Below are 24,102 nucleotides of genomic sequence, written 5' to 3' on the forward strand. Positions count from 1 at the left end.
CCTCTTGGCGAAAGCGGCCGGCGGAATTGAGTCTGGGTCTGAACTCGATCCGCCACCGCTGAAAAGCGACCTGCGTGCCTGTACCCATTCTGCGTACACAGGGGGCACTTATGAAAACATCAGAACTGGAAGGCGCCGAACTCGACTATTGGGTCGCGCGCGGTTTGCACGACTTCATCCGCGAAATTCATTTCACCGATGGCGGCCAGACGCTGTCCATCCGCGGCAATGACCGTGGCCGGGCATGGGACGGGCGTTTCCTGCCGTCGACATCGTGGGAAGCGGCATCAGTCGTACTGGAGCGCGCATGCCGGCTGGAGATGAACGACCACGGACGGGGCGAAGTCGTGTGCGCGGCGATATTCGGCAAGGCCGGCGCGGAAGTGGAGGGGCGCGGACCGTCGTTACGTATCGCATTGCTGCGAGCGTTTCTGCTGCATGCGTTCGGAGACACGGTGGACGATGAGTTTCCGCATCGTTCGCAAATGCTGCTGGGGGAACGGGCTGAACTGCTGGGTGAGCAGAGCGCGGTGGCGACAGTTGAAGATGCACCGCTGCCGGATGGACGTATCGGCGATATTGGGTCGACTGCGCGGCAGTAAGGGCGTTTGTTGGGCCTCACGCGCTGTTCGTAGGAAAGCTTGTTTCTCGCGTTCGCCGAAAACCGTGCGCCGCATAAGACCGGCGTGCGGATTTCGCTTGCGCAAACGCCCGCACAAACAAAAAGGGCCTTCCGTGAGGAAGGCCCTTCTAAAACTGGTGCGGCTGGCAGGATTCGAACCCACGACCCCTTGGTTCGTAGCCAAGTACTCTATCCATCTGAGCTACAGCCGCGCATGAAACAGGGTAATACAAAAAGCTGATGCGGGAAACGCTTGCGTGAAACAAAAAACTAAAACGCTTTGAAGAAGTGGTGCGGCTGGCAGGATTCGAACCCACGACCCCTTGGTTCGTAGCCAAGTACTCTATCCATCTGAGCTACAGCCGCACGCGAGACCAAGAGTATAGCCAAGCTCTCCCAAAAAAGGAAGGGTTACGCCGCGATTTATGTAATACCGATCGCCTTCGTGTTACCGTGCATAGGAGCTATCTCGCTCCTCTTCACGTTATTTTGAGCGGTTTGCACCATGAACAAAGCATTTGTAAAGGAATCGGACGAGAGCGACGAAGATCTCGACCTCGAGCAACCCGCGGGCGTCCCACCCGGCACCAAGAACTACATCACTCCAGCGGGACATCAGCGTCTGCGCGACGAGTTGCTGCATTTGCTGGACGTCGAGCGGCCGGATGTCGTGAAACTGCTTTCCTGGGCGGCGTCCAATGGCGACCGATCGGAGAACGGTGATTACATTTACGGTAAGCGGCGCCTGCGCGAGATTGACCGGAGGATTCGCTTCCTGACCAAGCGGCTCGACAAGGCGGAAGTGGTGGACAGCAGCCTGCAGGAAAACGTCGACCAGGTGTTTTTCGGCGCAACGGTGGATTACGCCGGCGACGATGGAGAAGTGCACACGGTGAGAATCGTAGGCGTGGACGAAGTGAATCTGGATGTCGGGCACGTGAGCTGGATCTCGCCGATCGCCCGTGCCTTGCTCAAGGCCAAGGTCGGCGACACGGTCACGCTGCACACGCCCGCAGGCGTGCAGCAGATCGATATCCTCGATGTACGTTATCCGGCGAAGGCCTGAAGCGCTTCATCTGAAGCTGTAAGGCCAGAAACCTCAAGAACCTCAAGACGAAAAAAAGGCGCCGCAAGCGGCGCCTTTTTCACATCGGTACAACCTTGAACAAGACTTAGAAGCGGTGGCGAATGCCAACCGTTGCCGAGACTTGGTTCGGGGTCGACGACATGCCTACGCCGTTGATCGGAGCGCCAATGCCGCTGTCGCCCAGGTCAAGCGCGTGAACGTATTCGCCTTGCAGGTACACGTCCGTGCGCTTCGACAGCGAATAAGCTGTTTGCAGGCTGAACTGATGGAACGACGGCTTTTCGCCATCGAGACGAGCATCGGTGTACGTGTACGCGCCTGCCAGGCTCAGGGCCGGGGTCAGTGCATAGTGGGCGTTCAGCTCATAGTTGTTGAAGCGAGCGTAGTTGCCAATCGCGATGTTGCCCGTGTTGCCAACCGTAGCACCGTTGATGCTTGCTGCATCTTCAAGCTTGGTTTGCGTGAACACGAAACCAACCGTTGCCGGGCCGAACGCGTAGTTCAAGCCAGCGCCGAACGTGCGTTGCAGACCTGCGTTGAACGTGTTGTCGCCAGCAACAGCACCGTTGGCGTTGTTGATTGCGCCAGCCGTGATGTTGTTGTTCAGTTGCAAGTAAGCTGCAGCAATGTTCAACGGGCCGTAGTTATACGACGCGCCAACGCTGTACGAGCGGTTGTTCGCGAAACCATCAGCCTGGTTCGAGAAACCATACAACGCGCCGAACTTGAAGCCGGCGTAGTTCGCGCTCTGGTACTTGACCGAGTTGTTGATACGGAACGAGTTGTCGAGGTTGTCGTTGTCGAACGGGTGAGCGAACTGCGTGCCACCGTATTGCGTGCCGGTCAGAGCCAACGGGCCGAGATAGTCGACCACGGAGTCATACTGACGACCCAACGTGACGGTACCAAACTGGTTGCTCGACAAACCAACGAAGGCTTGACGGCCGAATTCGCGACCTTGCTGGCCGAGCGTACCGTTCGCAATGCTGAAGCCGTTTTCCAACGTGAAGATTGCCTTCAGGCCACCGCCGAGGTCTTCAGAGCCGCGCAGGCCCCAACGGCTGCCGTTCACCGCGCCGCTCGTCATCTTGAAGTTATGTGAACCGTTTTGATTGTTCGTGTACGTCAGGCCAGCATCGATCAAACCGTACAACGTCACGCTGCTTTGAGCATGAGCGGCGGTTGCAAATACGCCCGACAGGGCGGCGACCATGAGAGTCTTTTTCATCTTTGTAACTCCGAGAGCAGTTTGGGTCTGACAACCCAGGCTTGAAGGAAACCTTCACTCGACGCGCTGCGAGAGGCGCAGTCAGGTGATTTCGTGTGCCAACAGAAGACACAGTCGTTTCCGGACCAGACGAAGTGTAAAGACGGTGTTACAGAGGTGGCATTCCGATTTACGCAATAAAGTATTCTGCGATCGGCAATGATTAAGAAACGCAATCTAAGCCTTTACTGGCAAGGCTTTGCGGGGGAATGGCGGGGGCGAGTGCGGAGTGTCAACAGGGCTTCGTTGCGCAATTGCGACATGCGCTATCGTTAAAATACAACGCCAATAATCCTAAATGTCGATTGTTGACGGAACAGCAATAGATGATTGCAAGATCTGTTGATGATTGGGAGATAGCGTGCCGCTATACTTGGTTCACTGCTTTCCGAAGCAGACTTTTTCGTTGACGGAAAAGATCTCCAAACTTTGTCGGCGCGACTTCCCAGTCGCGCTTTTTTTTGCCTGAACGGACTCAATGTCCGGAGCCTGCGCCAGGCACTGTTCGCTTAGAGAGCCGCTTCCAACGCTTCTTCTGGCATAGCTTCAGCTTCATTACCAACTTCGAGTAATTCCGATCCGTCGGTGCTATCGAACGTTAGCGGACTCGATATTGTCCAGTCTTCCATCACATAACGGCGTGCATCCATTGGCGAGGACAAGAGGTTCTGCCAATGATCGCCATGCCATGCCGGGTCGAAATCCAGAGCTGAATGCGATTCCACTACTGCCTGGGGCGCTACTAACGTCCTGATCCAGGAAAACATGCTTTTGAGTTCGGTCGTCACAACAATGACCTCCTTTAAAGTGCTTGCAGTACGCTCTTATGATGCCAATAGCGCATTTCGGTAACAAGGCTCGTATACGCTTACGATTCGACTAAATTAGTTACAAGCTAAGTAAATATTTCCTATTTGTCGATATCGACGGTTTAATCCGGAATTATTACGACCGGTTGTTCTCTTTTCATCCGTCGTAATTCGAACGCGCAGGTGGACAAAGATTGGAAGCGCCTCTCTTGCGTCCAGCTGGCTTGGTGGCGGCGAACGGCCTGCAACCACCGGCGCTTGAATTGCGGTGAGCTAAAATGCGCAATCGATCCGCCTTTCCTGCTCGGATCGCGTCCATTCCTCTTTTAGCGGTCAGCGCTGTGCTCCCAATCGTTACTCATAGTCTTAGTCCAGAAACGCTGGTTTTCGTCGATCTCGAAACCACGGGCGGTACCTTCGGCGCGGATCGCATCACTGAAATCGGCGTGGTCGAAGTCGGACCAGCCGGCGTGACGCAGTGGAGTTCGCTCGTCAATCCGCAGCAGCCCATTCCATTCTTTATCCAGCAGCTCACGGGTATCAGCGATTCGATGGTGCGCAACGCGCCGACGTTCGAATCGATTGCGCATGATTTGCTGGCGCGTCTCGAAGGGCGGCTGTTTATTGCCCACAACGCGCGGTTCGATCACGGCTTCCTGCGTAGCGAGTTCAAGCGAATTGGCATGAAGTTCCAGCCCGACGTCTTGTGCACGGTCCAGTTGTCGCGCGCCATCTATCCGGCGGAACGTCGGCATGGGCTTGATGCGCTGATCGAACGGCACGCGCTCGTGCCTGCTGCACGCCATCGCGCACTGGCCGACGCCGATCTGCTCTGGCAATTCTGGCAGCATCTGCATCGCGCATTTTCCGCCGATGTCGTGCATGGCTATATAGGACAGGTTGCCCGGCGTTTCCGGCTTGCCGGCGATATCGACGAGGACACCATCGAGCAGATTCCGGCCGGCTGCGGCATCTACGTGTTTTATGGTCAGGGCGATGTGCCGCTGTATGTTGGACGAAGCGTGCGCTTGCGCCAGCGCGTGCGTGCGCATTTGTCGGGTGTGAAACGTTCGGCGAAAGATCTGCGGCTCGCGGAACTCATCCGGCGTGTGGAGTGGACCGCGACAGGCGGCGAGATTGGCGCGATGCTGGTGGAAGGGCGCTCGGTTGCACGGTTGCGTCCTGCGCATAACCGGCTGTCCAAAGCGCGCCGCGATGACCCGAGCCACGCACCCTGGACGTATCCTGGCGCCATTGCGATACAGGAAACGGATACGACGACCAGCGCGCGGGTGTGGCACGTTGTGGATGCCTGGCAGTATTTCGGCATGGCTGGCTCGCTCGACGAAGCCGCGCAACTGCGCGCGGCAGCGCCTGAGGCATGCTTCGAGTTATCGACGTATCGAATTCTTAGCGAACGTTTGTCGCGCGGACTGACAATCGTGCCGCTTGCCGCCGCCGCGTGCCTGTCAGGCGAGCCGGTCTAGCCGACCGCGCCCACACCACCCGATGCGCACACGTGCGACAACGCTCGCGAGAGCGGTGCGTTCTGGGCGGAATCGTAGCGGGTGAGATGTTTCCAGCGCGCGATGCTGTCGGCCAGCCGTAGCGGGCAGTCGTTGGCATGGCGCAACGGCTCCACGCCAGCCAGCGCGGAGAGTAACGCGTTGGTCACGCTATCGAGCTTCGGCCGGGTATCGCGGGCGAGGTCCGGTGGCGTCCCTTCGGGCGCATGCGACTTCCGCCAATTATCGAAGAGGGCGTTCTGCACGTCCTTGCTCGCCTCAATCTGATCACGAAAGAAAAGCTGCGCAAACGCTGGATCGATGCCGGCGGATTTCGCGCGGCTATCGATAACGGCCAGCAACGCAGCTTCACGGGGTTGATCGGTGATGGGCTCGTGATGCGCCCATTTCCAGCGCGCGACCGGCTCGGCGAGCGCCAGCCGTTGTGACGACAACGCAATGAGATTGGTGAAGGGCGTGTCGTCACCATCAGCGAGAGCCGCCGAGGAACACGCGGTGACGGCAATAACGAAGGCAGCCACGGAAGCCATGGCGCGGAGAACTTGCGGAAGGGAATGGCGAAACATGAATACGGGAACCAGAGCGAGAAAGCCGCAGCTTAACGTATGACGTGTGTGACGGGCAGGGAGCGCGTAGGGTGATACTGAGGTGATCGTGAAACGTGCCACGTTCGTGGCCTTATAAGTGAAACCGGTCGTGCTATTAATACCCGCGTGCGAATCCGTCGCTGCTGCAAAGGCACGCTGCGACGATCAAGCGTACGGAAACCGCGGCTTGCACACCATCTGCAAACACCTTGGGCGTACTGCGCATTTCAACAATTACTTCGGGTCGCACAGGTTACGTTGTTCGTCGAAGAATGCCCGCACGTGTTCGGGCAACTCAGCGAGGAATTCAACCCCGACCGGTTCTTGATCCGGACATTGCACCTTGTCGGGCGTCGGGATTTTCGTCGGCTTGGCGTCCATCATTTTCTCTCCTTGTATAGGTCGATTATCAATCTCGACTCTGGCTTCGCGCTAGCGTCGAATGCGCGGCTGATGCATTTCCATGTTTCTGTGTTGCTTTAACGGAACACCCTTGGCGTGACTTAAGGCTGTGATAATTTATCGTTCAGCAGCCTATATTTTTTCGCGGCCCGGAATCCGTCTCCGACTCATTCTCCGATCACTTCCACTGATTAACTCGTCTTCCGCTTATTGCTGACTTCGCCGATACCTGATGGCAGTGGCGGCAAATATTTCGCAAGTCACTTCAAACCACGGCTGCCTGCCCGGCCGCTTCTGTGTTTGAAAACGCGAGACGTTGCTCAAAAGCGAGTTTCCTAATAGTGATAACGGCACGAATCACTTGTGGTTGACCGTTTTATTCATCTTTAAAAAAATTTAACGTTTTGCTATGTCTGAAAGCGCACGTATTCACGCAAACGAATGTTCGCAAATCACGCGAAAAGAAAGCATCGGGGAAACGACGGGAAGTTTATGAATTACGCTCACTTAAAGTTTCACTTTAAGTACATGAACTTACCGATTGATCCTGAAGATAATTTTGAGACGAGGCTGAAAAATTAAAAAACCCGCGAAGCCTGGAGGCGACGCGGGTTTCTTGAAATGAAGCTTGGTGCCGGAAAGAGGAATCGAACCCCCGACCTTCGCATTACGAATGCGCTGCTCTACCGTCTGAGCTATTCCGGCATCAGAGAAACGAGATTATAAGGACCTTCCGGCGAGTTTGGCAACACCCTACGATCAATTAATTTCCGAGTGATAGCGCGTGACGCGATCGACCTCGTTTTTCGATCCGAGAAACACCGGCACACGCTGATGCAGGTTGGTCGGAACGATGTCGAGGATGCGCTGTTCGCCATCCGTCGCAGCGCCGCCGGCCTGTTCGACGATGAACGCCATCGGGTTCGCTTCGTACAGCAGGCGCAGCTTGCCCGGACGATCGGGCGTGCGTTTGTCGGCGGGGTACATGAACACGCCGCCACGGTTCAGGATGCGGTGCACGTCGGCGACCATCGACGCGATCCAGCGCATGTTGAAATCTTCCTTGCGCGGGCCGTCTATGCCATCGTTCAATTCATTCACGTATTTTTGGACCGGCTCGTACCAGTGACGGCTGTTCGATGCGTTGATTGCATACTCGTGGGTGTCGGCGGGAATCTGCATATTGCTGTGCGTGAGCACCCACGATCCGAGTTCGCGGTCGAGCGTGAAGCAGTTCACGCCGTAGCCCGTGGTCAGCACGAACACGGTCTGCGGACCATAGACCGCATACCCGGCCGCAACCTGCGCCGAACCCGGCTGCATGAACGCCTCTTCGCTCGGCTCCATGCCGTCCGGGCATCGAAGCACTGAAAAGATCGTGCCGATAGACACATTCACGTCGATATTCGACGAGCCGTCGAGCGGATCGAACGTGAGCAGGTAGTTGCCCTTCGGATAGCGGTTCGGAATGGGGAAGATCTTTTCCATTTCTTCCGATGCCATCGCGGCCAGGTTGCCGCCCCATTCGTTGGCTTCGAGCAGGATTTCGTTCGAGAGAATATCGAGTTTCTTCTGCACTTCGCCTTGAACGTTCTCGCTGCCGGCAGTACCCAGCGCTTCACCTAACGCGCCCTTGCTCACCTGATAGCCGATCTGTTTGCATGCGCGTGCGATCACTTCGATCAACAGCCGAAGGTCCGCGGGAAGGTTTTGATGTTCCCGCTGCTGCTCGATCAGATACTTGGTCAGCGTCGTGCGGCGGGAAATAGATGAGGGGGTCGACATTGCGTTGGGCTCCAGGAGCGTAGGACGAATGCCTCAGATTCTACCCGCTCGGAATGTGTCTCCCTATGTCACAGGATATGTCACAGGAATGTGCGCGCCTCGCGCTGCTGGTTTTCTCAACGGTCGAGCGTAAAAAAACCGGCGCCGCAGCGCCGGTTTCCTTGAAGCGAGATGGAATATTGAACGCTTAGCCGAGCGCTTTTTCCACAATCTCGCGCACATCGCGTGATTTCACCTTCGACGCCACCTGTTCCAGCGCGGCGTGCGCCTTCTCGCGCAAGGCGGGCGTGTACCGGCGCCATTGTTCGAGCGTGCGAGCAAGGCGCGCAGCCACCTGAGGGTTCATTGCGTCGAGTGCCACGACCTGTTCGGCCCAGAACGCGTACCCGGAACCATCTGCGGCGTGGAACTGCGCTGGATTCGCACCGCAGAAGCTGAAAATCAGCGAGCGGGCGCGATTCGGATTCTTCAGCGTGAACGCCGGGTGCTGCATCAGCTTGCGCACGATGTCGAGCACGTTGCGCTTCGGTCCGCCGCGTTGCGTGGCTTGCAACGAGAACCATTTGTCGATGACAAGTGGCTCTTTCTCGAAGCGTTGATAAAAGTCGCTGAGCGCGGCATCGGCGACGCTGGTATCGACGGAACCTGACGCGCCTGCCGTCAGCAATGCGGACAAAGCCGCCGACCGGTCCGTCATGTTGTTCGCGGCGTTGTACTGAGCGCTTGCCAGTTCAATGGCGCGGGCGGGGTCGTCGAGCTGGCTCAGGTAGGCGAGGGCCAGATTCTTCAGCCCGCGCTTGCCGGCGTCGTCCGGCGTCGCGCGATATTCGCCCGGCGTGCGGTTCGCCTCGTACACGGCGAGCCAACGGTCGCGCAGGCCCGTGGCGAGGCGGCGGCTAACGAACACGCGTGCCGCGTGAACGGCGGCGGGGTCCGACACAGCCATCTGCTCTGCAAGATATCCCTCCGACGGCAACATCAGCGCCAGTTCCTGGAATGCCGGCGTGAGCGTGTTGTCGTCGAGTACCTGAGCGAATGCGGACACCACTTGGTCGTCGAGCGTCAGTTCCTCACCTTTCGATGCCCGATCCGCCAGCGCAAGCAGTTCGCGCGTGGCGAGGCGCTGACCGGCTTCCCATCGATTGAACGGGTCGCTGTCATGGGCCAGCAAAAACGCGAGCTGCTCGTTGGTGTAGTCGTAATCAACCACTACCGGTGCCGAGAAATTGCGCAACAACGAGGGCAACGGCTCTTCGGTGACATCGGAGAACGTGAAGGTTTGTTCCTGTTCGGTGAACTCCAGCACGCGCGTGGTGCCTTGCGGTTCTTTTTCACCATCGAGCTTCAATGGCAGGTCCGCGCCGCTCTTGCCGATCAGACCGACCGAGAACGGAATCAACAGCGGACCCTTTTGGGTCGCGCGCGCGGCTTCGGACGCTTCGCCGTAGCCTTGCGTGAGCGTCAGCGTGTAACGCTTCGCGGCCGCGTCGTAGCGCGTGCGTACCGTGACCCGGGGCGTGCCCGCCTGGCTGTACCAGCGCTCGAATTGCGCCAGGTCGCGGCCGTTTGCGTCGGCCATTGCGTGGCGGAAGTCGTCGCAGGTGACGGCTTGGCCGTCATGGCGCTCGAAATACAGGTCCATGCCGCGCCGAAAGCCGTCACGCCCGAGCAGCGTCTGATACATGCGCACGACTTCCGAGCCTTTTTCGTAGACGGTCATCGTGTAGAAGTTGTTGATCTCCACGTAGCTTTCCGGGCGTACCGGGTGCGCCATCGGACCCGCGTCCTCGGCGAACTGCATCTGGCGCAGCACGCGAACATCGTCAATCCGCTTGGTGGCGCGGGCCGCGTCGCTGGCCGCGCCCGGTTCGAGTCCGGCGGCCATGTCGGCGGAGAATTCCTGGTCGCGGAACACGGTCAGGCCTTCCTTCAGGCTCAACTGGAACCAGTCGCGGCAGGTCACGCGATTGCCTGTCCAGTTGTGGAAGTACTCATGGCCGACCACCGCTTCAATGTTGCCGAAATCCACGTCCGTAGCCGTTTCAGGATTCGCGAGCACGTACTTCGTATTGAAGATGTTCAAGCCCTTGTTTTCCATCGCGCCCATGTTGAAGTCGCTCACGGCAACAATCATGAAGCGGTCGAGGTCGAGCTCCAGCCCAAAGCGGCGTTCGTCCCATTCGATGGAATGAACCAGCGAATCCATCGCGTGTTGGGTCTTGTCGAGATCGTGAGGTTCGACCCAGACCTGCAGCAGTTTTTCCTTCCCCGAACCGGTCTTCATGCGCTGCTCGAGTTTGACGAGCTTGCCGGCCACCAGCGCGAACAGATAGCTTGGTTTCTTGAACGGGTCTTCCCAGCGCGCAAAGTGCCGGCCATTGTCCAGATCGCCTTCTTCGATCAGGTTGCCGTTCGACAACAGCACCGGGTACGCGGTCTTGTCCGCCCGCAGCGTGACCGTGTAGGTCGCCATGACATCGGGGCGATCGAGGAAATAGGTGATGCGCCGAAAGCCCTCGGCCTCGCATTGCGTAAAGAAATTGCCGCCCGATACATACAGGCCCGACAAGGTCGTGTTCGCGGCGGCGTTGCAGACGCTTTCCAGCGTCAATTCGAACGCGTCGGGAATATTGCTCACCGACAAACCGTTCTCGGTAACGCGGACATCCACGTGCGGGCGCCCGTCCAGCGTCGCTCCAATGAACTCCATCTGCTCGCCGAGCAACTCCAGCGTTGATGCGGGCGCGGCGTCCGGGTTGCGGCGCAGGCGCATGGTGTTGCGCACTACCGTGCGTTCGGGGACGAGGTCGAATTCGAGCGCGACGGTTTCAATCAGGAAGGCGGGCGGCGTGTAGTCGGCGCGGCGGATTACGGCAGGTGCGGTCGAGTTGGACATGACGGTTCTGATTGAGGTGAGCGGGTGCCTTTGCTTCCAGGCGGCCTTGTGTCGGACCATTGTACAAAGGCTCGCGGGATTGTGCGCTCGATTCAGGGTCGGCCGAATGGCCTGTTTCCCGAACTTCACCTACCTGCGACGGTCTTTAAACAGGTGGAATCAGGCGGTTTTCGTATGGTGCATGCGACACTTCACGGCTGCTGGTTTGCACATGACATCGAAACAAAAATCAACAAGACAAATGAGGTCGGCCATGACGTTGGGACGGTTGTACGGGGAATGGAAGGGCGCGGTGCGCGTGGTGCTGATAGCGGGTTTCGCCTTGCTCGGGGGATGTACAACCTATGTTCAGACGCAGGTGGCGGCGTTCTCGGACTGGTCCGGGACCGACGCCACGCGGACCTATGCGTTCGTGCGCTCGGCGCCGCAGCAGAACAGCATTGAGCAACAGACGTATGAAGTGCTCGCCGCAAACGAGCTCGCTAGCCATTCGTTCAAGCAAGTGCCGGACGCTAGCGCGCGTTATCTCGTGGAATTGTCGTATTCCATTCGCGGCGACATGGTCACCGTGCGCCAGCCCGTTTATTACGATCCATGGCCCATGTACGGCGGCTGGTACGGCCGGCCGTACGGATGGGGTGCATACGGCGGCTGGGGCGGATTGGATATGGGACCGGCAGGTTACGTCGACCAAAGCTATCCGATCTTCGTCCATTCGCTGCAGATCCGCATGACCGAGCGCGAAAACGGGCGCGAAGTGTACAAAGTGACCGCAAGCAATTCGGGAGGCGAATCGTCGCTGGTCCGGGCCATGCCTTATCTGATCCGCAGCGCGCTCGCGGACTTTCCGTTGGGCAACGGAACCGTGCGCAGGGTGAAAATCCCGCTCGACAAGACGGGCGGTATCGGCAATGAAGCGCCAGCTGCAACGGCCACGAGCGTTAAGCCTCCTGCGCCAGCGCTCGTTCCGGGGCCAGTTCTCGTGCAGTAGCCAATGATCCAACGCGGCTTTCTGGCTCGAATCGAGAAAAATTTACCGTTGCGGAGGATGGCGACCTGATTCGGCCGCTGCCTTATTTCGGTCCCAGAAACGCTCGAATTGCAATCAAAAATCACCTTTCTTACAGGCATATGGCGAGGCGCCGTTGTATGCAATTAAATTCGAAACGAGATATATTTCGAGCATGAACAAACCCCGCAACGCCCAACCACATGCGCTTCCTGAGCCCGCAACCTGGGATGCGCGGCTCGCCCGGCGTCTCGTTACACCGCTCATCGGCACCCCGATTACACCGAATCACCTGACCACTCTGCGACTGTTGATTGGCATTGTCGGCGCGTATTACCTGTCGGTCGGCAGCTTCTGGTCATGTAGCCTTGGCGCCTTGCTGATTGCGCTCTCGAATTTCGTCGACCATACGGACGGCGAACTCGCGCGAATCAGCGGTCAAACGAGCAAAATCGGTCATTTTTACGATCTTGCGTGCGACTCCTTGGTCACCGTGCTGCTTTTCGTGGGTCTCGGGTTTTATGTGAGCGTGCATCACCCGGCCATGATCGTGTCAGCTGAATGGCTGGGCGGGATCGCGGGCGTTGCCGTCGCGCTGATCTTTTTCCTGCGCATGCGGATTGAATCAATGGCTGGCAAGAGCGGCACGAAGCAGGCCGCCATGGCGGGATTCGAGACCGAAGACGTCTTGTATTTGCTGCCGGTGGTGACGCTGCTCAACGGCATGACGCCGTTTCTGGTGGCTGCCTCTATTGGCGCTCCGCTGTTTGCCGTCTGGGTGGTATTTGATTATCAGCGGGCACTGCGGCGTTTCGCCCGGGCCACGTCGGGTAACAAAGACGCTGATGGTCAAGATCAAGATTTGCAGGCTGTTCAATGAATTCATCCGTCGATTCCTTATCTCCCCGCGCGGTTGGCGGCAAGCCCGCTGAGCGTAAGAGCCTCCACGCGCTCGACGAAACGCTGGCCGCGCATCTGCAGCACCTGTCGCCCGAGCGACAAACCGCGAAGCTGCACCAAACGTTCGATGACCAGGGCGCGTTCCTGTACCTCGACGACTTTCTTCCGCGCGAGTTCACCGAGAAGCTGGTCGCCGCTGTCCATGCCGTCACACCCGCCATCAACCGCAATTATTTGCCGGGACACAAGCAGGGCGGCAGCGTCAGCCGTCACGCAATTGACGAGCTCGCGCCGTTCATTGCCGAGTTGTACCGGTCTCCGGCGCTGATCAGCTGGTTGGAGAAGATCAGCGGCGACACGCTCCAGGAGTCGCCCGCCGACGATCCGCACGCCTACGCGTTGTATTTTTATACGAAAGCGGGCGATCACATTGGCTGGCACTACGACACCTCGTACTACGAAGGCCGCCGCTACACGCTGCTGCTTGGTGTAATGGACGATTCGTCGTGCCGTCTCGACTACGAACTGCACACTCGCACGCCGGAGATTCCCGATCAACCGGGTTCGGTGCAGATTCCGCCGGGCGGCCTGGTTTTCTTCGATGGCGACAAGCTGCGTCATCGCATCACGCCTGCGCGCGCTGGCGAATTCCGCGTCTCGCTGACATTCGAGTACGTGACGAATCCGAACATGCGGCCGTGGCAGCGTTTCATCTCGAACATGAAGGACTCGATCGCTTACTTCGGCTTCGGGCAGGTTTTCCGCCGCAAAGGCGGGAAGAACGGCGCAGCATGAGCCGCGCCGGAACGGTCCTCCTGTCGCTCGGCGTGGTGTTGTTCATCGCGCTGCTTGGCTGGCAGGGCTTCGGTTCCGTCGCGACGGCGCTTGCCGCCGCCGGCTGGGGCCTGCTCGCGGTGGCGGCATTCCATCTGCTGCCTGTCGTGATCGACGCGCTGGCTATCGAAACGCTCTTTCCCCGCAATGAACACGATGTGACCTTCCGCGACGCGCTGTTCGCGCGCTGGACCGGTGAATCGGTGAATAGCCTGATGCCGGCCGGACAGATCGGCGGTCCGATGCTGATGGTGCGCTATCTCTCGCAGCGCGGCATGCGGGCGCGCGATGCCGCGGCAGTTATCACTGTCAGCACGACCATGCAATCCATCGGGCAAATGATCTTCGCGATGATCGGTCTCGCGTTGCTGAGCAGCTATGCGTCGGGCGTGGGCATGCTGTTGCCGGTGCTTATCGTGATCGTGGCGTGCTCGCTGATGGTCGTCGGCTTTTTCTTCGCGCAGCGCAAGGGTTTGTTCGCCCGCGCAACGCGTTTTGCTTCGCAATTTGCTGCGCGCTTTTCGAAGAAGCGCGACTGGTCGTCGCTGGTGTCGCGCGCGGAAGCGGTGGACACCGCGGTGCTTGATCTCTACAGAAAGCCCGGCCCAGTAGCGGCGAGTTTTGCACTGAGTTTGCTTGGCTGGATCGTGGGTACCGGCGAGGTGTGGCTTGCGTTGCATTTGCTGGGCTCGCCGGTCGGCTGGGCCGAAGCGCTGATGCTGGAAAGTCTCGGCCAGGCCATTCGGGGCGCGGCGTTCTTCATTCCCGGTTCGCTAGGCGTGCAGGAGGGCGGCTACTTGCTGCTCGCGCGTCTTATCGGCTTGCCGCCGGAGGCCGCGCTCGCGCTCTCGTTAGCGAAGCGCGCGCGGGAATTACTGCTCGGTTTGCCGGGTATCGTTTATCTGCATTTCGCTGAAAAGGGCTGGCAGCGCCGTCGTCTCGCGCGCGTGCCGGAAATCGAATAAAGCATCACCGATAGGATCAACATGCGCGCAATTATTCTTGCCGCCGGGATGGGTTTGCGCCTGGTTCAGCCGGAAGGGCAGCAAAAGCCGAAGTGCCTGCTGCGTTTCGGCGAGTCGTCGCTGCTCGAACGCCATCTGCAATTGCTGAAGACGGCGGGCGTTGACGAAATCGTCTTCGTGCTCGGCTTCAAGCATGAGCAGGTGGAAGCGGAGCTCGCCGAGATCGACTGGAAACCGCATACGGAAGTGGTCGTGAACCGCGAGTTTTCGCTCGGCAGCGTGTTGTCCGTGCATACGGCGGCGGAAGCACTGACCCGTGGCGGCGACGTGCTGCTGATGGACGCCGACGTGCTCTACGACGAACGTATTCTTGAGCCGCTGGTGGCGGGCGCGGGGCCGCTGAATCGCTTGTTGATCGACCGTGATTTTGAAGCCGGCGATGAACCCGTGAAGCTGTGCGTCGCGAATGGCGTGCCGGTGGAATTGCGCAAGCAAGTGCTGGCGGATTTGCAATTCGACGTGATCGGCGAGTCGGTGGGATTTTTCCGCTTCGACGAAACGGCGGCGCGGCGTCTGGCCGAACTCGTCGCGGGATATGTCGCGACGGGCCGTGCCAACTTGCCGCACGAGGAAGCCGTGCGTGATCTGCTGCTGGAACGCAGCCAGGTATTCGACGTGGCCGACGTAACCGGCGCGCCATGGATAGAAATCGATTTTCAGAACGACGTTAAACGCGCGGCCGACGAAGTCTTGCCGCAACTGCGTCAGCTTGCAGGAGCTCTACGATGAATGCACCGTATCAACTACCAGCGGCCTATGCCCGAAGCCTTCGCCTGCGCGAGATGCTGCAGAGCAATCAGCTCGAATTCCTGATGGAAGCGCACAACGGCTTGTCCGCGCGCATTGTGAAGGAAGCCGGTTTCAAGGCGATTTGGGGATCGGGTCTCACGATCTCCGCGCAGTACGGCGTACGCGACAACAACGAAGCGAGTTGGACCCAGGTGGTCGACACGCTCGAGTTCATGGCGGACGCGAGTGACCTGCCTATCCTGCTGGACGGCGACACCGGTTACGGCAACTTCAACAACGTCCGTCGGCTGGTGAAGAAGCTGGAGCAGCGCGGCATTGCCGGCGTATGTATTGAAGACAAGCAGTTTCCGAAGACCAATAGTTTCCTTAACGGCGAGCGTCAGCCGCTCGCCGAGATGGACGAATTCTGCGGCAAGATCAAGGCTGGCAAGGACTCGCAAAGTGATCCGAATTTCTCCATCGTTGCGCGCGTGGAAGCGTTGATCGCGGGCTGGGGCATGGAAGAAGCGTTGAAGCGCGCCGAGGCTTATCGCCAGGCCGGTGCGGACGCTATCCTGATCCACAGCAAGCTGTCCAAGCCCGATGAAATCCTCACGTTCGCGCGCGAGTGGGCCGGTCGCGGTCCGCTCGTGATCGTGCCAACCAAGTACTACAGCACGCCGACCGATGTGTTCCGCCAGGCCGGCATCAGCACGGTGATCTGGGCGAACCATTTGCTGCGCGGCGCCGCGTCGACCATGCAGGCGATCGCGAAGGAAATCCACAGCAGCGAGACGCTCGTGAACGTGGAAGACCGCGTGGCCACGGTGAACGAAATCTTCCGTCTGCAAGACGCCGAAGAATATTCGACCGCTGAGAGCGTGTATCTGTCGTCGGCGAGTGCATCGCGTAATGCCGTCGTGCTGGCGGCAAGCCGGGGCGCAGGCCTCGAAGCCGTTACCGCCGATAAACCCAAGGTCATGCTGCCTCTCGCAGGCAAGCCGCTGCTGCGCCGTCTGGTTGAGGCGTTCAAGAAAGAAGGGATCAATGACATTACGGTGGTGGGTGGTTATCGCGCCGATGCCATCGATACATCTGGCATCCGGCTGGTCGTGAACGAGAAGCACGCGCAAACGGGCGAATTGGCGTCGCTGGCATGCGCGGCGAAATCGTTCACCGCCGACACCGTGATTTCCTACGGCGATCTCTTGTTCCGCAGCTACATTCTTCGCGATCTGGTCGAGACGGACAGTGATTTCTGCGTGGTCGTGGATTCATCGCAGATGCCGGCAGCCGGGGTGGCATCGACGGATTTTGCGTATTGCTCGACTGCTGACGATCGTGCGTTGTTCGGGCAAAAGGTCTGGCTCGAAAGCGTGACGAGCTCGGCGGGTCCGGCAAATTCGAAGACGCCGCAAGGCCGCTGGATGGGCTTGCTGAACGTGCGCGGCGCGGGGCGTGAACGCCTTGTCGCCATGCTCGAAAAACTGCAACAACGCGATGACTTCGACAAGCTCGACATGGCCGCGCTGCTCAACGCGCTGGTGGCCGCGGACGAAAAGATCGAAGTGCAGTACGTGCACGGCCACTGGCGCGGTGTGAACGACCTCGACGAGTTGCGTCAAGCCGGCGATTTCGCCCACGGACAAGCGCCGTACGGATCGAACGGCTCGGGTTCCGCGGAGGCTGGCGCGTGATCGAAGCTGCGCAATTTGTCGAAGCCGCGCGCGAGCGGGGTTTCGATTGGTACGCGGGCGTGCCGTGCTCGTATCTGACGCCGTTTATCAACTACGTGCTGCAGGATGAGTCGCTGAATTACGTGTCGGCGGCCAATGAGGGCGACGCCGTCGCGCTGATCGCGGGCGTGGCGCTGGGCGCGTCGGGCGTGCATCACGCGCGTCGCGGCATTTCGATGATGCAGAACTCCGGGCTCGGCAACGCGGTGAGCCCGCTGACGTCGCTTACGTGGACGTTCAAGCTGCCGCAATTGCTGATCGTCACGTGGCGCGGTCAGCCGGGTGTCGCCGATGAACCTCAGCATGCGCTGATGGGACCGGTTACGCCGGCCATGCTCGACACCATGGAGATTCCGTGGGAGCTGTTCCCTACGGAAGCCGATGCAATCGGACCTGCGCTTGATCGGGCAACCGCTCATATGGACAGTACGGGTCGCCCATACGCGCTGGTGATGCAGAAGGGCAGTGTCGCGCCATACGAGTTGAACAAGAAAGGCTTGAGCGGCGTGCGTCAGCGCGCAGCGAGCGAACGGGCGAAGGTTGAGACGCTCGAAGGCGCAAGCGAACGCGTCTCACGTCACGACGCGTTGCAGCGCGTGATCGCGTACACGCCGAAAGACTCGACGGTTGTGCTGGCATCGACGGGATTTTGCGGTCGGGAGCTCTACGCTATCGATGACCGCGAAAACCAGGTGTATCTGGTTGGATCGATGGGATGCGTGACGCCGATGGCGCTCGGCCTGGCGTTGTCGCGGCCTGACCTGAACGTGGTTGCGCTCGACGGCGACGGCGCCGCGCTGATGCGCATGGGCGTGTTCGCGACGCTCGGCGCTTATGGGCCGTCCAACCTCACGCACTTGCTGCTGGACAACGGCGCGCATGAATCGACCGGCGGTCAGGCGACGGTATCGCAAGGCGTGGAGTTCGCGCGGATCGCTTCGGCGTGCGGGTACGCGCTGGCGCTGGACGGCGATGACATCTTGATCATCGACCGGTTGTTCGACGCGAAGGACGTCGATGGCGTGCGTTTCGCGCGGTTGTCGATCAACACGGGCACGCCGAGCGATTTGCCGCGCCCGTCGATTACGCCGGAAGATGTGCGTCGCCGGTTACAGGCTCATATTGGACGCTAGCGGCCCACCCGGCACGCTGTTCACCCAAAGGCCGCGCCAACCGATGTTGGCGCGGCCTTTGGTTTAGGGAGCGCGTGTTAATCGTGGCTGACCGTGGCTAATTGTGGCGAATCGCGGTTGCAGAAGATCGCGGTGATAAACGGCGCGACGCGATGAATGACGGCGTCGCTGCCGGCCGCGCGGACCTTTTCCCTGACCGAGTCTTCCCCGCCGATCACGACGGCGCCATAAGCCGAATCGGCGATGGGATCACCGCTGCCCTGCTTGAAAATCGCGTCATTCTTCTGATACCCAACGACCGCAAACACACCGAAATCGAACGCCGTGAGATGACTGCCGCGGCTCGGTTTAAACGCGTTGATCGAATTGGATTCCACACGCATTGGCGTGGTTTCTATCGTGTGGTTTTCCTGAAGCGGCGCGATGAACGCATGCGCGCTCGATTTGCAATCGAGTTGGGCGTCCAGCGCGTAAGCCGAAACCTGCGCGGACGATGCTGCAATAAGGATGAATAAGCCGATGCGGACGGCTTGTGCGAGTGGCTTCATGTTTCGATCCACGCGTCCGTGAGGGACGCGACGTGAGTACGCACACGGCGTTGCGAAAAGCCTAGACTTTAGCCGGAAGCTGGAAAGTGTGCTTAAACAAGTCCTTAGAGCCCGTCTGGCGGGACGCTGCTGGCGTCGATCGCGTTCGGTTTGCGAAGAAATCCGCCGACGAATAATCCTCAGCGGAATTAAGGTGAACTGTGCGAAGGGGTTTGAGAAACGCTCGAACGCGCTTCGTCGCTAAAGATAGTTAAGCGAAATAAAGGCAAGCAAGCTTCAGCGCCGAAGGCAGCGCGCACGCCGGATTTGCCCGGCGCGTGACTGGACCCCCACCCTCAAGCCCACGCGTCGCTCACTAATCCGGACAGCGAACCACAACCCCTCAAGCCGCTGCCAACTCCGGCACCGGCGTACGCCGCGAGTCTCTCCGATGCACACATTTCCCCGCCGCATACGTCTCGAACACGGCGCGGTCGTCGCCGAGCATGGCGAACGCAAACAGCAGTTCTTCCAGCGATTCCGCCCGCGTCGTCCGGCGCGCGAGCAGGGGCGTACCCGTGGGATCCAGCACAACGAAATCCGCCTCGCTGCCGGGCGCAAGCGTCCCGACTTTGTGGGACATATCGAGCACCTGAGCCGCGCCCGTGGTCGCCAGCCAGAACATGCGCGACGCGGTCAAATGATGCCCCGTCAGGCGCGCGATCTTATGCGCTTCGCCCATGGTTTGCAGCATCGAAAACGTTGTGCCGCCGCCAACGTCGGTTGCAAGCGCCACCGGCATCTTCGCGGCGCCGGCCTTTTCTATGTCGAACAAACCACTGCCGAGGAACAGGTTCGACGTCGGGCAATGTGACGCCACCGCGCCGGTTTCGGCCATGCGCTGGCGGTCGGTATCGTCGAGATAGATGCAATGGCCGTAGACCGCGCGCTGACGCAGCAAGTCATAGTGATCGTAGATATCCAGATAGCTCCGATGCCCCGGAAACAGGCTTTCGACCCACTTGATCTCATCGGTGTTTTCGGCGACGTGGCTCTGGATATACACGTCCTGGTGCTTGCGCGCGAGCACGGCGCAGGCTTCGAGTTGCGCTTCGGTAGAGGTCGGCGCGAAACGCGGCGTCAGCGCGTATTCCTGCCGTCCGCGGCCATGCCAGCGCGCGATGAGTTCGGCGCTGTCGTCGTAACCCGATTGCGCCGTGTCACGCAGATACTCCGGGCAGTTGCGATCCATCAGCACCTTGCCCGCGATCATGCGCAGGTTGCGCGACTCGCTTTCGCTAAAGAGGGCGTCGGCGGATTGCTTGTGGACCGTGCAGTAGACAAGCGCCGTTGTCGTGCCGCAAGCCAGCAGTTCATCGATGAAAAAGCTCGCTGTTTCCCGCGCATACGCCGGGTCTTCGAACTTGCGCTCGGTCGGAAACGTGTACGTGTTCAACCACGGCAGCAGACCCGGCGCAGGTGAGGCGATCATGTCGGTCTGCGGATAGTGAATGTGCGAGTCGATGAAACCCGGCACGATCAACTTGTCCCGCAAGTCTTTCACGATTGCATCGGGCGCGATTGCGTCACGCAACGCCGCATACGCGCCCGCTGCCACCACGCGGCCCTCTTCCACCAGCAACAGGCCGTCGGTTTCATGCACGGCGTTGTCATCGGAAAAAGCGGGGTCGTCGCGGAAAGTGAGAAGCTGTGCGCGGTAAGCGGTCTGAGTCATGGGTGAAACGTCTCCAGTAAAGCGGGTCAACGCCCTTATAGCTGTGTCAATAACAGCAACGACAGCGCGGCGACAATCCACATCGCCGGCTTGATTTCTTTTCTGCGGCCGGTGAACGACTTGATCACGACAAACGCGAGGAACCCGTACGCGATGCCATCGGTGATCGAATACGTCAGCGGGATCAGGATCATGGCGAGGAAGGCGGGAATGGCTTCGTCGAAACGGCCCCATTCAATCTTCGTGATCGATTCCATCATGAACACGCCGACCAGCACCAGCGCGGGCGCGGTTGCAATGGCGGGCACCAGCGAGAGCAGCGGCGAGAGGAACAGGAAGGGCAGGAAACACAAGCCGGCCACGACTGCGACCAACCCCGTGCGGCCACCGGCGGAAATGCCCGCCGCCGATTCTATGTACGCATTCGCCGGGCTCGTGCCGAGCGGCGCGGAGACCAGCGCGGCGAACGAATCGACGATCATCGACTGGCGGATATTGCGCGGGTTGCCGTCTTTATCGTAGAGCTTGCCGGCTTCCGAGATCGCCATGAACGTGGAGAGCGCGTCGAAGAACGACGTGAACAGCATCACGAAAATAAACGGCCAGTAGATCACCTTCAGCGATCCGAGCAGGTCCAGTTGACCGACCGCCGAGAAGTCCGGCGCCGAGAACAAACCGTTCCAGTTCACGAGCGTTTTCGTGGCGATCGCGGCTGGCCAGTAAGCGGTGCCGTCGCCCCAGAAGCGGCCGATGGGAATCGCCATCACGGTCGTGAAAATGATGCCGATCATCAACGCGCCGGTTACCTTTCGTGCAACCAAAATTGTGGTCAGCGCGAGGCCGATCAGGAACGTGATCACCACTGGATTCAGCGATGCCGAATGCACGATCGTCACCGGATCGCTGATCACAAACTTCGCGTTGACCAATCCGATCAGGCTGATAAACAGTCCGATGCCACATGAAACCGCGTGACGCAGGTTCGCCGGAATAGCATCGACGACCAGCTTGCGCGCATTGAACGCCGCGAGCACTGCGAAGATCACGCCGGCCCAGAATACGCAGCCGAGTGCGGTTTGCCACGGCATCTTGCCGCTATGAACCATCACGAACGCGAACAGCGCGTTCATGCCCATGCCGGGCGCGACGAGTACCGGATTGCGAGCGTAGAGTCCCATCGCGCAACTGCCGAGGAAACTGACGATCACGGTAGCCGTTAGCGCAGCAGGGAAGGGCACGCCGGCCTGCGACAGAATCCCGGGATTGACGACGATGATGTACATCGCCGTGAGGAAGGTCGTGATGCCCGCAACAATCTCGGTCTTCGTGCGCGAACCCGCCGCACGGATGCCGAAGAAACGCTCGAGCGTGGTTGTGTCGTTGGTAATCGTAGCCATGACGTTCTCGCTCACGCCGCCGTGTGCCAGTAGGCGTCGAGTTTTGCGACCATCGCTTCGCGTTCGGCATCCGTTACGAACGACGCTTCCAGGCTGTTTTTCAGCAGCGTGTAACACTCGGCGTCATTGAGATTCAAGGCGTCGAGAATCGCGAAATAGTTGGCGTTCACGTAGCCGCCAAAATACGCGGGGTCATCGGAGTTGATCATCACGGCCACGCCCTGATCCAGTAGCGCCTTGAGCGTGTGTTTCGCCATGTCATCGAAAACGCGCAGCTTCAGGTTCGACAGCGGGCAGACGGTGAGCGCCACGCGCGAATCCGCGAGACGAGCGACCAGCGCCGGGTCTTCCATGCTGCGCACGCCATGATCCACGCGATCCACCTTCAACAGGTCAAGCGCTTCGTACACATAAGCCGGCGGACCTTCCTCGCCCGCATGCGCCACGAGCTTCAATCCCTTCTCACGCGCTTTCGCGAACACGCGTTCGAACTTCGAAGGCGGATGGCCGCGCTCGGAAGAATCCAGACCGACACCAATCAGCCTATGCTTGTACTGATCGAACAGGGGCAGCGCTTCGTCGAACGTTTTAAGCGCATCGTCTTCCGGCAGATGGCGCAGGAAACACAGGATCAGCTTGCTCGTCAAACCGCGCCGCTCACCTTCAGCCAGCGCGCTTTCGATACCCGCAACCGCCGTAGCGATCGATACACCGCGTTCGGTATGCGTCTGCGGATCGAAGAAAATTTCGGTGTGCGTGACATGATCGGCCAGCGCACGTTCGACATACGCGAGGGTCATGTCGTGGAAATCGCGCTCGTGCAGCAGCACGCTCGCGCCCGCGTAGTAGATGTCGAGGAACGATTGCAGGTCGGTGAACGCGTAGGCCGCCCGCAATGCGTCGATGGAATCGTACGCGAGCATCACGCCGTTGCGTTTCGCGAGTTCGAAGATCAGCTCGGGCTCGAGCGAACCTTCAATGTGAATGTGGAGTTCGGCCTTGGGCGCGCGGGCGATCTTGTCAGCGAGAGTGGGATTCATGCTTGTCTTGTGCTTTAAAAGGTCTGGATCACGCGGTTTGCGGATGCTGCGCGGAATTGTAGCTGTGCGCGGCGCGTTCCTCGACCTTCTGCAGCAACTGCGCTGCCACCGATACGGCAATCATTTCCGGCGCTTTATCGTCAATGCCGGGCACGCCGATCGGGCACGTCATGCGCCCGATGTGCATGGGGTCTATTCCCCGCGACGCCAACCGGCGTTCGAACTGCATTTTCTTCGTATGCGAGCCGATCATGCCGAAGTAGGCGAAATCGCCGCGCCGGAGAATACGCTCAGCGAGCGCGAGATCGAGCGCGTGGTTGTGCGTCATCACCAAAAAGTAACAATTGGCCGGCGCTTCGTCCACGGCGGATTCCGGGGTCCCGCTGGCGTCCATCGTGACGTTTGGCGGGAGCCGGTCCATGGGCGGGAACGTCTCATCGCGCTCGTCGACCCACACCACGCGACAGGGCAGATTTGCGAGCACCCTGACCAGCGCCGCGCCCACGTGGCCGGCACCGAACAGCACTACTTGAAACTCGCGCAACGCGATGGTTTCGGTCAGCAATGCGCCGCTGTCATCGAAACCCGCGCCATCCCAGAGCAGGCAATCGGGGCCGGCGACGCCCGGTTCCGGATCGGAGATCATCACGCCGTCGGGGATCGGGCCGAAGCCGACGCTGCGCACCGTGGATAGCCCCTGCGCCATGCGTTTGTTCAACGACGTGACCCAGCCGAGATCGCCTATATCCAGCCGCTCGAACGCCAGCACGACTGCGCCGCCGCAGCATTGACCGAGGCTTGGGCCGAGCGCGAAACGCTCGAGCCGACGCATATGCGGACTGCGCGCGCCGTCTTTCAGCACCTGCCGCGCGGTTTCAATCGCTTTCCATTCCAGATGGCCGCCGCCGATGGTGTGGCGTGCATCGTCACGTGTGACGATCATCTTCGTGCCCGCTTCGCGCGGCGCCGAGCCTTCCACGCGCGCGACCGTCACCAGCACGACGGCGTCGCCGTGTGCGAGAAGGTGTTGCAGATCGTGTAGCCAGGCTTGCATCG

General features: G+C 59.7%; 21 protein-coding genes and 3 tRNA genes. 10 read left to right on the forward strand and 14 right to left on the reverse strand.

Annotation, left to right across the window (positions count from 1 at the left end; genetic code table 11):
* Window positions 1-110: 110 nt before the first annotated feature.
* Window positions 111-602, forward strand: a complete 492-nt coding sequence (locus GSQ93_RS14825; RefSeq protein ID WP_158936429.1) for a phage protein NinX family protein — start codon at window positions 111-113, stop codon at window positions 600-602.
* A gap of 155 nt (window positions 603-757) precedes the next feature.
* Here GSQ93_RS14825 and GSQ93_RS14830 read toward each other — a convergent pair.
* Together GSQ93_RS14830 and GSQ93_RS14835 are read right to left on the reverse strand one after the other, a co-directional pair.
* Window positions 758-834 (reverse strand) — tRNA-Arg (locus GSQ93_RS14830).
* Between the two features lie 77 nt (window positions 835-911).
* A tRNA-Arg gene (locus tag GSQ93_RS14835) sits at window positions 912-988 on the reverse strand.
* A 139-nt stretch (window positions 989-1,127) separates the two neighbouring features.
* On the opposite strand from GSQ93_RS14835, the gene greB reads away from it, so the two are divergent.
* Entirely contained in the window at window positions 1,128-1,688 is a 561-nt protein-coding gene (gene greB, locus GSQ93_RS14840; RefSeq protein WP_158936430.1) for a transcription elongation factor GreB, read from the forward strand.
* A 106-nt stretch (window positions 1,689-1,794) separates the two neighbouring features.
* Here the strand turns inward: greB and GSQ93_RS14845 are convergent, their stop codons facing one another.
* Together GSQ93_RS14845 and GSQ93_RS14850 are read right to left on the reverse strand one after the other, a co-directional pair.
* Complete coding sequence (locus GSQ93_RS14845) at window positions 1,795-2,937, reverse strand: porin (protein WP_089166193.1); 1,143 nt, start codon at window positions 2,935-2,937, stop codon at window positions 1,795-1,797.
* Between the two features lie 548 nt (window positions 2,938-3,485).
* Window positions 3,486-3,743: a hypothetical protein gene (locus tag GSQ93_RS14850; protein WP_254073908.1), complete on the reverse strand. Its 258-nt coding sequence runs from the start codon at window positions 3,741-3,743 to the stop codon at window positions 3,486-3,488.
* Between the two features lie 320 nt (window positions 3,744-4,063).
* Here GSQ93_RS14850 and GSQ93_RS14855 point away from each other — a divergent pair, with 320 nt between their 5' ends.
* Window positions 4,064-5,272: an exonuclease domain-containing protein gene (locus tag GSQ93_RS14855; RefSeq protein ID WP_158936432.1), complete on the forward strand. Its 1,209-nt coding sequence runs from the start codon at window positions 4,064-4,066 to the stop codon at window positions 5,270-5,272.
* Here the strand turns inward: GSQ93_RS14855 and GSQ93_RS14860 are convergent.
* The 5 genes from GSQ93_RS14860 to pepN form a co-directional block, all read right to left on the reverse strand.
* The gene (locus tag GSQ93_RS14860) at window positions 5,269-5,841 is read right to left on the reverse strand and encodes a chorismate mutase (RefSeq protein WP_158936433.1); all 573 of its coding nucleotides are present in this window, start codon (window positions 5,839-5,841) and stop codon (window positions 5,269-5,271) included. The genes GSQ93_RS14855 and GSQ93_RS14860 overlap by 4 nt on opposite strands.
* Before the next feature lie 291 nt (window positions 5,842-6,132).
* On the reverse strand, window positions 6,133-6,282 hold the full coding sequence (locus tag GSQ93_RS14865; RefSeq protein ID WP_158936434.1) for a hypothetical protein: 150 nt from the start codon (window positions 6,280-6,282) through the stop codon (window positions 6,133-6,135).
* A 647-nt stretch (window positions 6,283-6,929) separates the two neighbouring features.
* Window positions 6,930-7,005: transfer RNA gene (locus GSQ93_RS14870), tRNA-Thr, on the reverse strand.
* Window positions 7,006-7,059: 54 nt separating this feature from the next.
* Window positions 7,060-8,085: a class 1 fructose-bisphosphatase gene (locus tag GSQ93_RS14875; RefSeq protein ID WP_158936435.1), complete on the reverse strand. Its 1,026-nt coding sequence runs from the start codon at window positions 8,083-8,085 to the stop codon at window positions 7,060-7,062.
* Between the two features lie 187 nt (window positions 8,086-8,272).
* On the reverse strand, window positions 8,273-10,981 hold the full coding sequence (pepN, locus tag GSQ93_RS14880; protein ID WP_158936436.1) for an aminopeptidase N: 2,709 nt from the start codon (window positions 10,979-10,981) through the stop codon (window positions 8,273-8,275).
* 253 nt (window positions 10,982-11,234) lie between these two features.
* On the opposite strand from pepN, the gene GSQ93_RS14885 reads away from it, so the two are divergent.
* From GSQ93_RS14885 to aepY, 7 genes are all read left to right on the forward strand, one after another.
* Window positions 11,235-11,972 carry a DUF4136 domain-containing protein gene (locus GSQ93_RS14885; protein ID WP_158936437.1) on the forward strand — a complete coding sequence of 246 codons (738 nt, stop codon included), beginning with the start codon at window positions 11,235-11,237 and terminating at the stop codon, window positions 11,970-11,972.
* 193 nt (window positions 11,973-12,165) lie between these two features.
* A complete protein-coding gene (locus tag GSQ93_RS14890; RefSeq protein ID WP_158936438.1) occupies window positions 12,166-12,870 on the forward strand; it encodes a CDP-alcohol phosphatidyltransferase family protein in 705 nt (234 codons plus the stop codon).
* Window positions 12,867-13,685, forward strand: coding sequence for a 2OG-Fe(II) oxygenase (locus GSQ93_RS14895; protein WP_158936439.1), 819 nt, complete (start codon window positions 12,867-12,869; stop codon window positions 13,683-13,685). Before GSQ93_RS14890 ends, GSQ93_RS14895 begins: the two co-directional genes overlap by 4 nt.
* A complete protein-coding gene (locus GSQ93_RS14900) occupies window positions 13,682-14,689 on the forward strand; it encodes a flippase-like domain-containing protein (protein WP_158936440.1) in 1,008 nt (335 codons plus the stop codon). The genes GSQ93_RS14895 and GSQ93_RS14900 overlap by 4 nt, the downstream gene beginning before the upstream one ends.
* Window positions 14,690-14,710: 21 nt before the next feature.
* Window positions 14,711-15,478, forward strand: a complete 768-nt coding sequence (locus GSQ93_RS14905) for an NTP transferase domain-containing protein (protein WP_158936441.1) — start codon at window positions 14,711-14,713, stop codon at window positions 15,476-15,478.
* Window positions 15,475-17,175 (forward strand): phosphoenolpyruvate mutase, encoded by a 1,701-nt coding sequence (gene aepX / locus GSQ93_RS14910; RefSeq protein WP_158936442.1) that lies wholly within the window; start codon window positions 15,475-15,477, stop codon window positions 17,173-17,175. The genes GSQ93_RS14905 and aepX overlap by 4 nt, the downstream gene beginning before the upstream one ends.
* Entirely contained in the window at window positions 17,172-18,347 is a 1,176-nt protein-coding gene (aepY, locus tag GSQ93_RS14915) for a phosphonopyruvate decarboxylase (RefSeq protein ID WP_158936443.1), read from the forward strand. The genes aepX and aepY overlap by 4 nt, the downstream gene beginning before the upstream one ends.
* A gap of 77 nt (window positions 18,348-18,424) precedes the next feature.
* Here aepY and GSQ93_RS14920 read toward each other — a convergent pair whose 3' ends face one another.
* The 5 genes from GSQ93_RS14920 to xdhC form a co-directional block, all read right to left on the reverse strand.
* A complete protein-coding gene (locus tag GSQ93_RS14920) occupies window positions 18,425-18,895 on the reverse strand; it encodes a hypothetical protein (protein WP_158936444.1) in 471 nt (156 codons plus the stop codon).
* Window positions 18,896-19,277: 382 nt separating this feature from the next.
* Window positions 19,278-20,609, reverse strand: a complete 1,332-nt coding sequence (gene guaD, locus GSQ93_RS14925) for a guanine deaminase (RefSeq protein ID WP_158936445.1) — start codon at window positions 20,607-20,609, stop codon at window positions 19,278-19,280.
* Window positions 20,610-20,644: 35 nt separating this feature from the next.
* Window positions 20,645-22,006 carry an NCS2 family permease gene (locus GSQ93_RS14930; protein WP_158936446.1) on the reverse strand — a complete coding sequence of 454 codons (1,362 nt, stop codon included), beginning with the start codon at window positions 22,004-22,006 and terminating at the stop codon, window positions 20,645-20,647.
* 11 nt (window positions 22,007-22,017) lie between these two features.
* Window positions 22,018-23,046: an adenosine deaminase gene (locus GSQ93_RS14935; protein WP_158936447.1), complete on the reverse strand. Its 1,029-nt coding sequence runs from the start codon at window positions 23,044-23,046 to the stop codon at window positions 22,018-22,020.
* 28 nt (window positions 23,047-23,074) lie between these two features.
* A complete protein-coding gene (gene xdhC / locus GSQ93_RS14940) occupies window positions 23,075-24,100 on the reverse strand; it encodes a xanthine dehydrogenase accessory protein XdhC (RefSeq protein WP_158936448.1) in 1,026 nt (341 codons plus the stop codon).
* Window positions 24,101-24,102 lie beyond the last annotated feature (2 nt).

The sequence above is a fragment of the Burkholderia sp. S171 genome, assembly GCF_009766085.1.
Taxonomy (GTDB): domain Bacteria; phylum Pseudomonadota; class Gammaproteobacteria; order Burkholderiales; family Burkholderiaceae; genus Caballeronia.

Bases quoted from the DNA above. Each gene is read 5' to 3' on its own strand.
- GSQ93_RS14890 (WP_158936438.1), top strand. From the start codon at position 12,166: ATGAACAAACCCCGCAACGCCCAACCACATGCGCTTCCTGAGCCCGCA.
- GSQ93_RS14865 (WP_158936434.1), bottom strand. From the start codon at position 6,282: ATGATGGACGCCAAGCCGACGAAAATCCCGACGCCCGACAAGGTGCAA.
- xdhC (WP_158936448.1), bottom strand. From the start codon at position 24,100: ATGCAAGCCTGGCTACACGATCTGCAACACCTTCTCGCACACGGCGAC.
- aepX (WP_158936442.1), top strand. From the start codon at position 15,475: ATGAATGCACCGTATCAACTACCAGCGGCCTATGCCCGAAGCCTTCGC.
- GSQ93_RS14850 (WP_254073908.1), bottom strand. From the start codon at position 3,743: ATGTTTTCCTGGATCAGGACGTTAGTAGCGCCCCAGGCAGTAGTGGAA.
- greB (WP_158936430.1), top strand. From the start codon at position 1,128: ATGAACAAAGCATTTGTAAAGGAATCGGACGAGAGCGACGAAGATCTC.
- guaD (WP_158936445.1), bottom strand. From the start codon at position 20,609: ATGACTCAGACCGCTTACCGCGCACAGCTTCTCACTTTCCGCGACGAC.
- GSQ93_RS14895 (WP_158936439.1), top strand. From the start codon at position 12,867: ATGAATTCATCCGTCGATTCCTTATCTCCCCGCGCGGTTGGCGGCAAG.
- GSQ93_RS14875 (WP_158936435.1), bottom strand. From the start codon at position 8,085: ATGTCGACCCCCTCATCTATTTCCCGCCGCACGACGCTGACCAAGTAT.
- GSQ93_RS14900 (WP_158936440.1), top strand. From the start codon at position 13,682: ATGAGCCGCGCCGGAACGGTCCTCCTGTCGCTCGGCGTGGTGTTGTTC.
- GSQ93_RS14930 (WP_158936446.1), bottom strand. From the start codon at position 22,006: ATGGCTACGATTACCAACGACACAACCACGCTCGAGCGTTTCTTCGGC.
- GSQ93_RS14885 (WP_158936437.1), top strand. From the start codon at position 11,235: ATGACGTTGGGACGGTTGTACGGGGAATGGAAGGGCGCGGTGCGCGTG.
- GSQ93_RS14845 (WP_089166193.1), bottom strand. From the start codon at position 2,937: ATGAAAAAGACTCTCATGGTCGCCGCCCTGTCGGGCGTATTTGCAACC.
- GSQ93_RS14825 (WP_158936429.1), top strand. From the start codon at position 111: ATGAAAACATCAGAACTGGAAGGCGCCGAACTCGACTATTGGGTCGCG.
- GSQ93_RS14935 (WP_158936447.1), bottom strand. From the start codon at position 23,046: ATGAATCCCACTCTCGCTGACAAGATCGCCCGCGCGCCCAAGGCCGAA.
- GSQ93_RS14855 (WP_158936432.1), top strand. From the start codon at position 4,064: ATGCGCAATCGATCCGCCTTTCCTGCTCGGATCGCGTCCATTCCTCTT.
- GSQ93_RS14920 (WP_158936444.1), bottom strand. From the start codon at position 18,895: ATGAAGCCACTCGCACAAGCCGTCCGCATCGGCTTATTCATCCTTATT.
- GSQ93_RS14860 (WP_158936433.1), bottom strand. From the start codon at position 5,841: ATGGCTTCCGTGGCTGCCTTCGTTATTGCCGTCACCGCGTGTTCCTCG.
- pepN (WP_158936436.1), bottom strand. From the start codon at position 10,981: ATGTCCAACTCGACCGCACCTGCCGTAATCCGCCGCGCCGACTACACG.
- GSQ93_RS14905 (WP_158936441.1), top strand. From the start codon at position 14,711: ATGCGCGCAATTATTCTTGCCGCCGGGATGGGTTTGCGCCTGGTTCAG.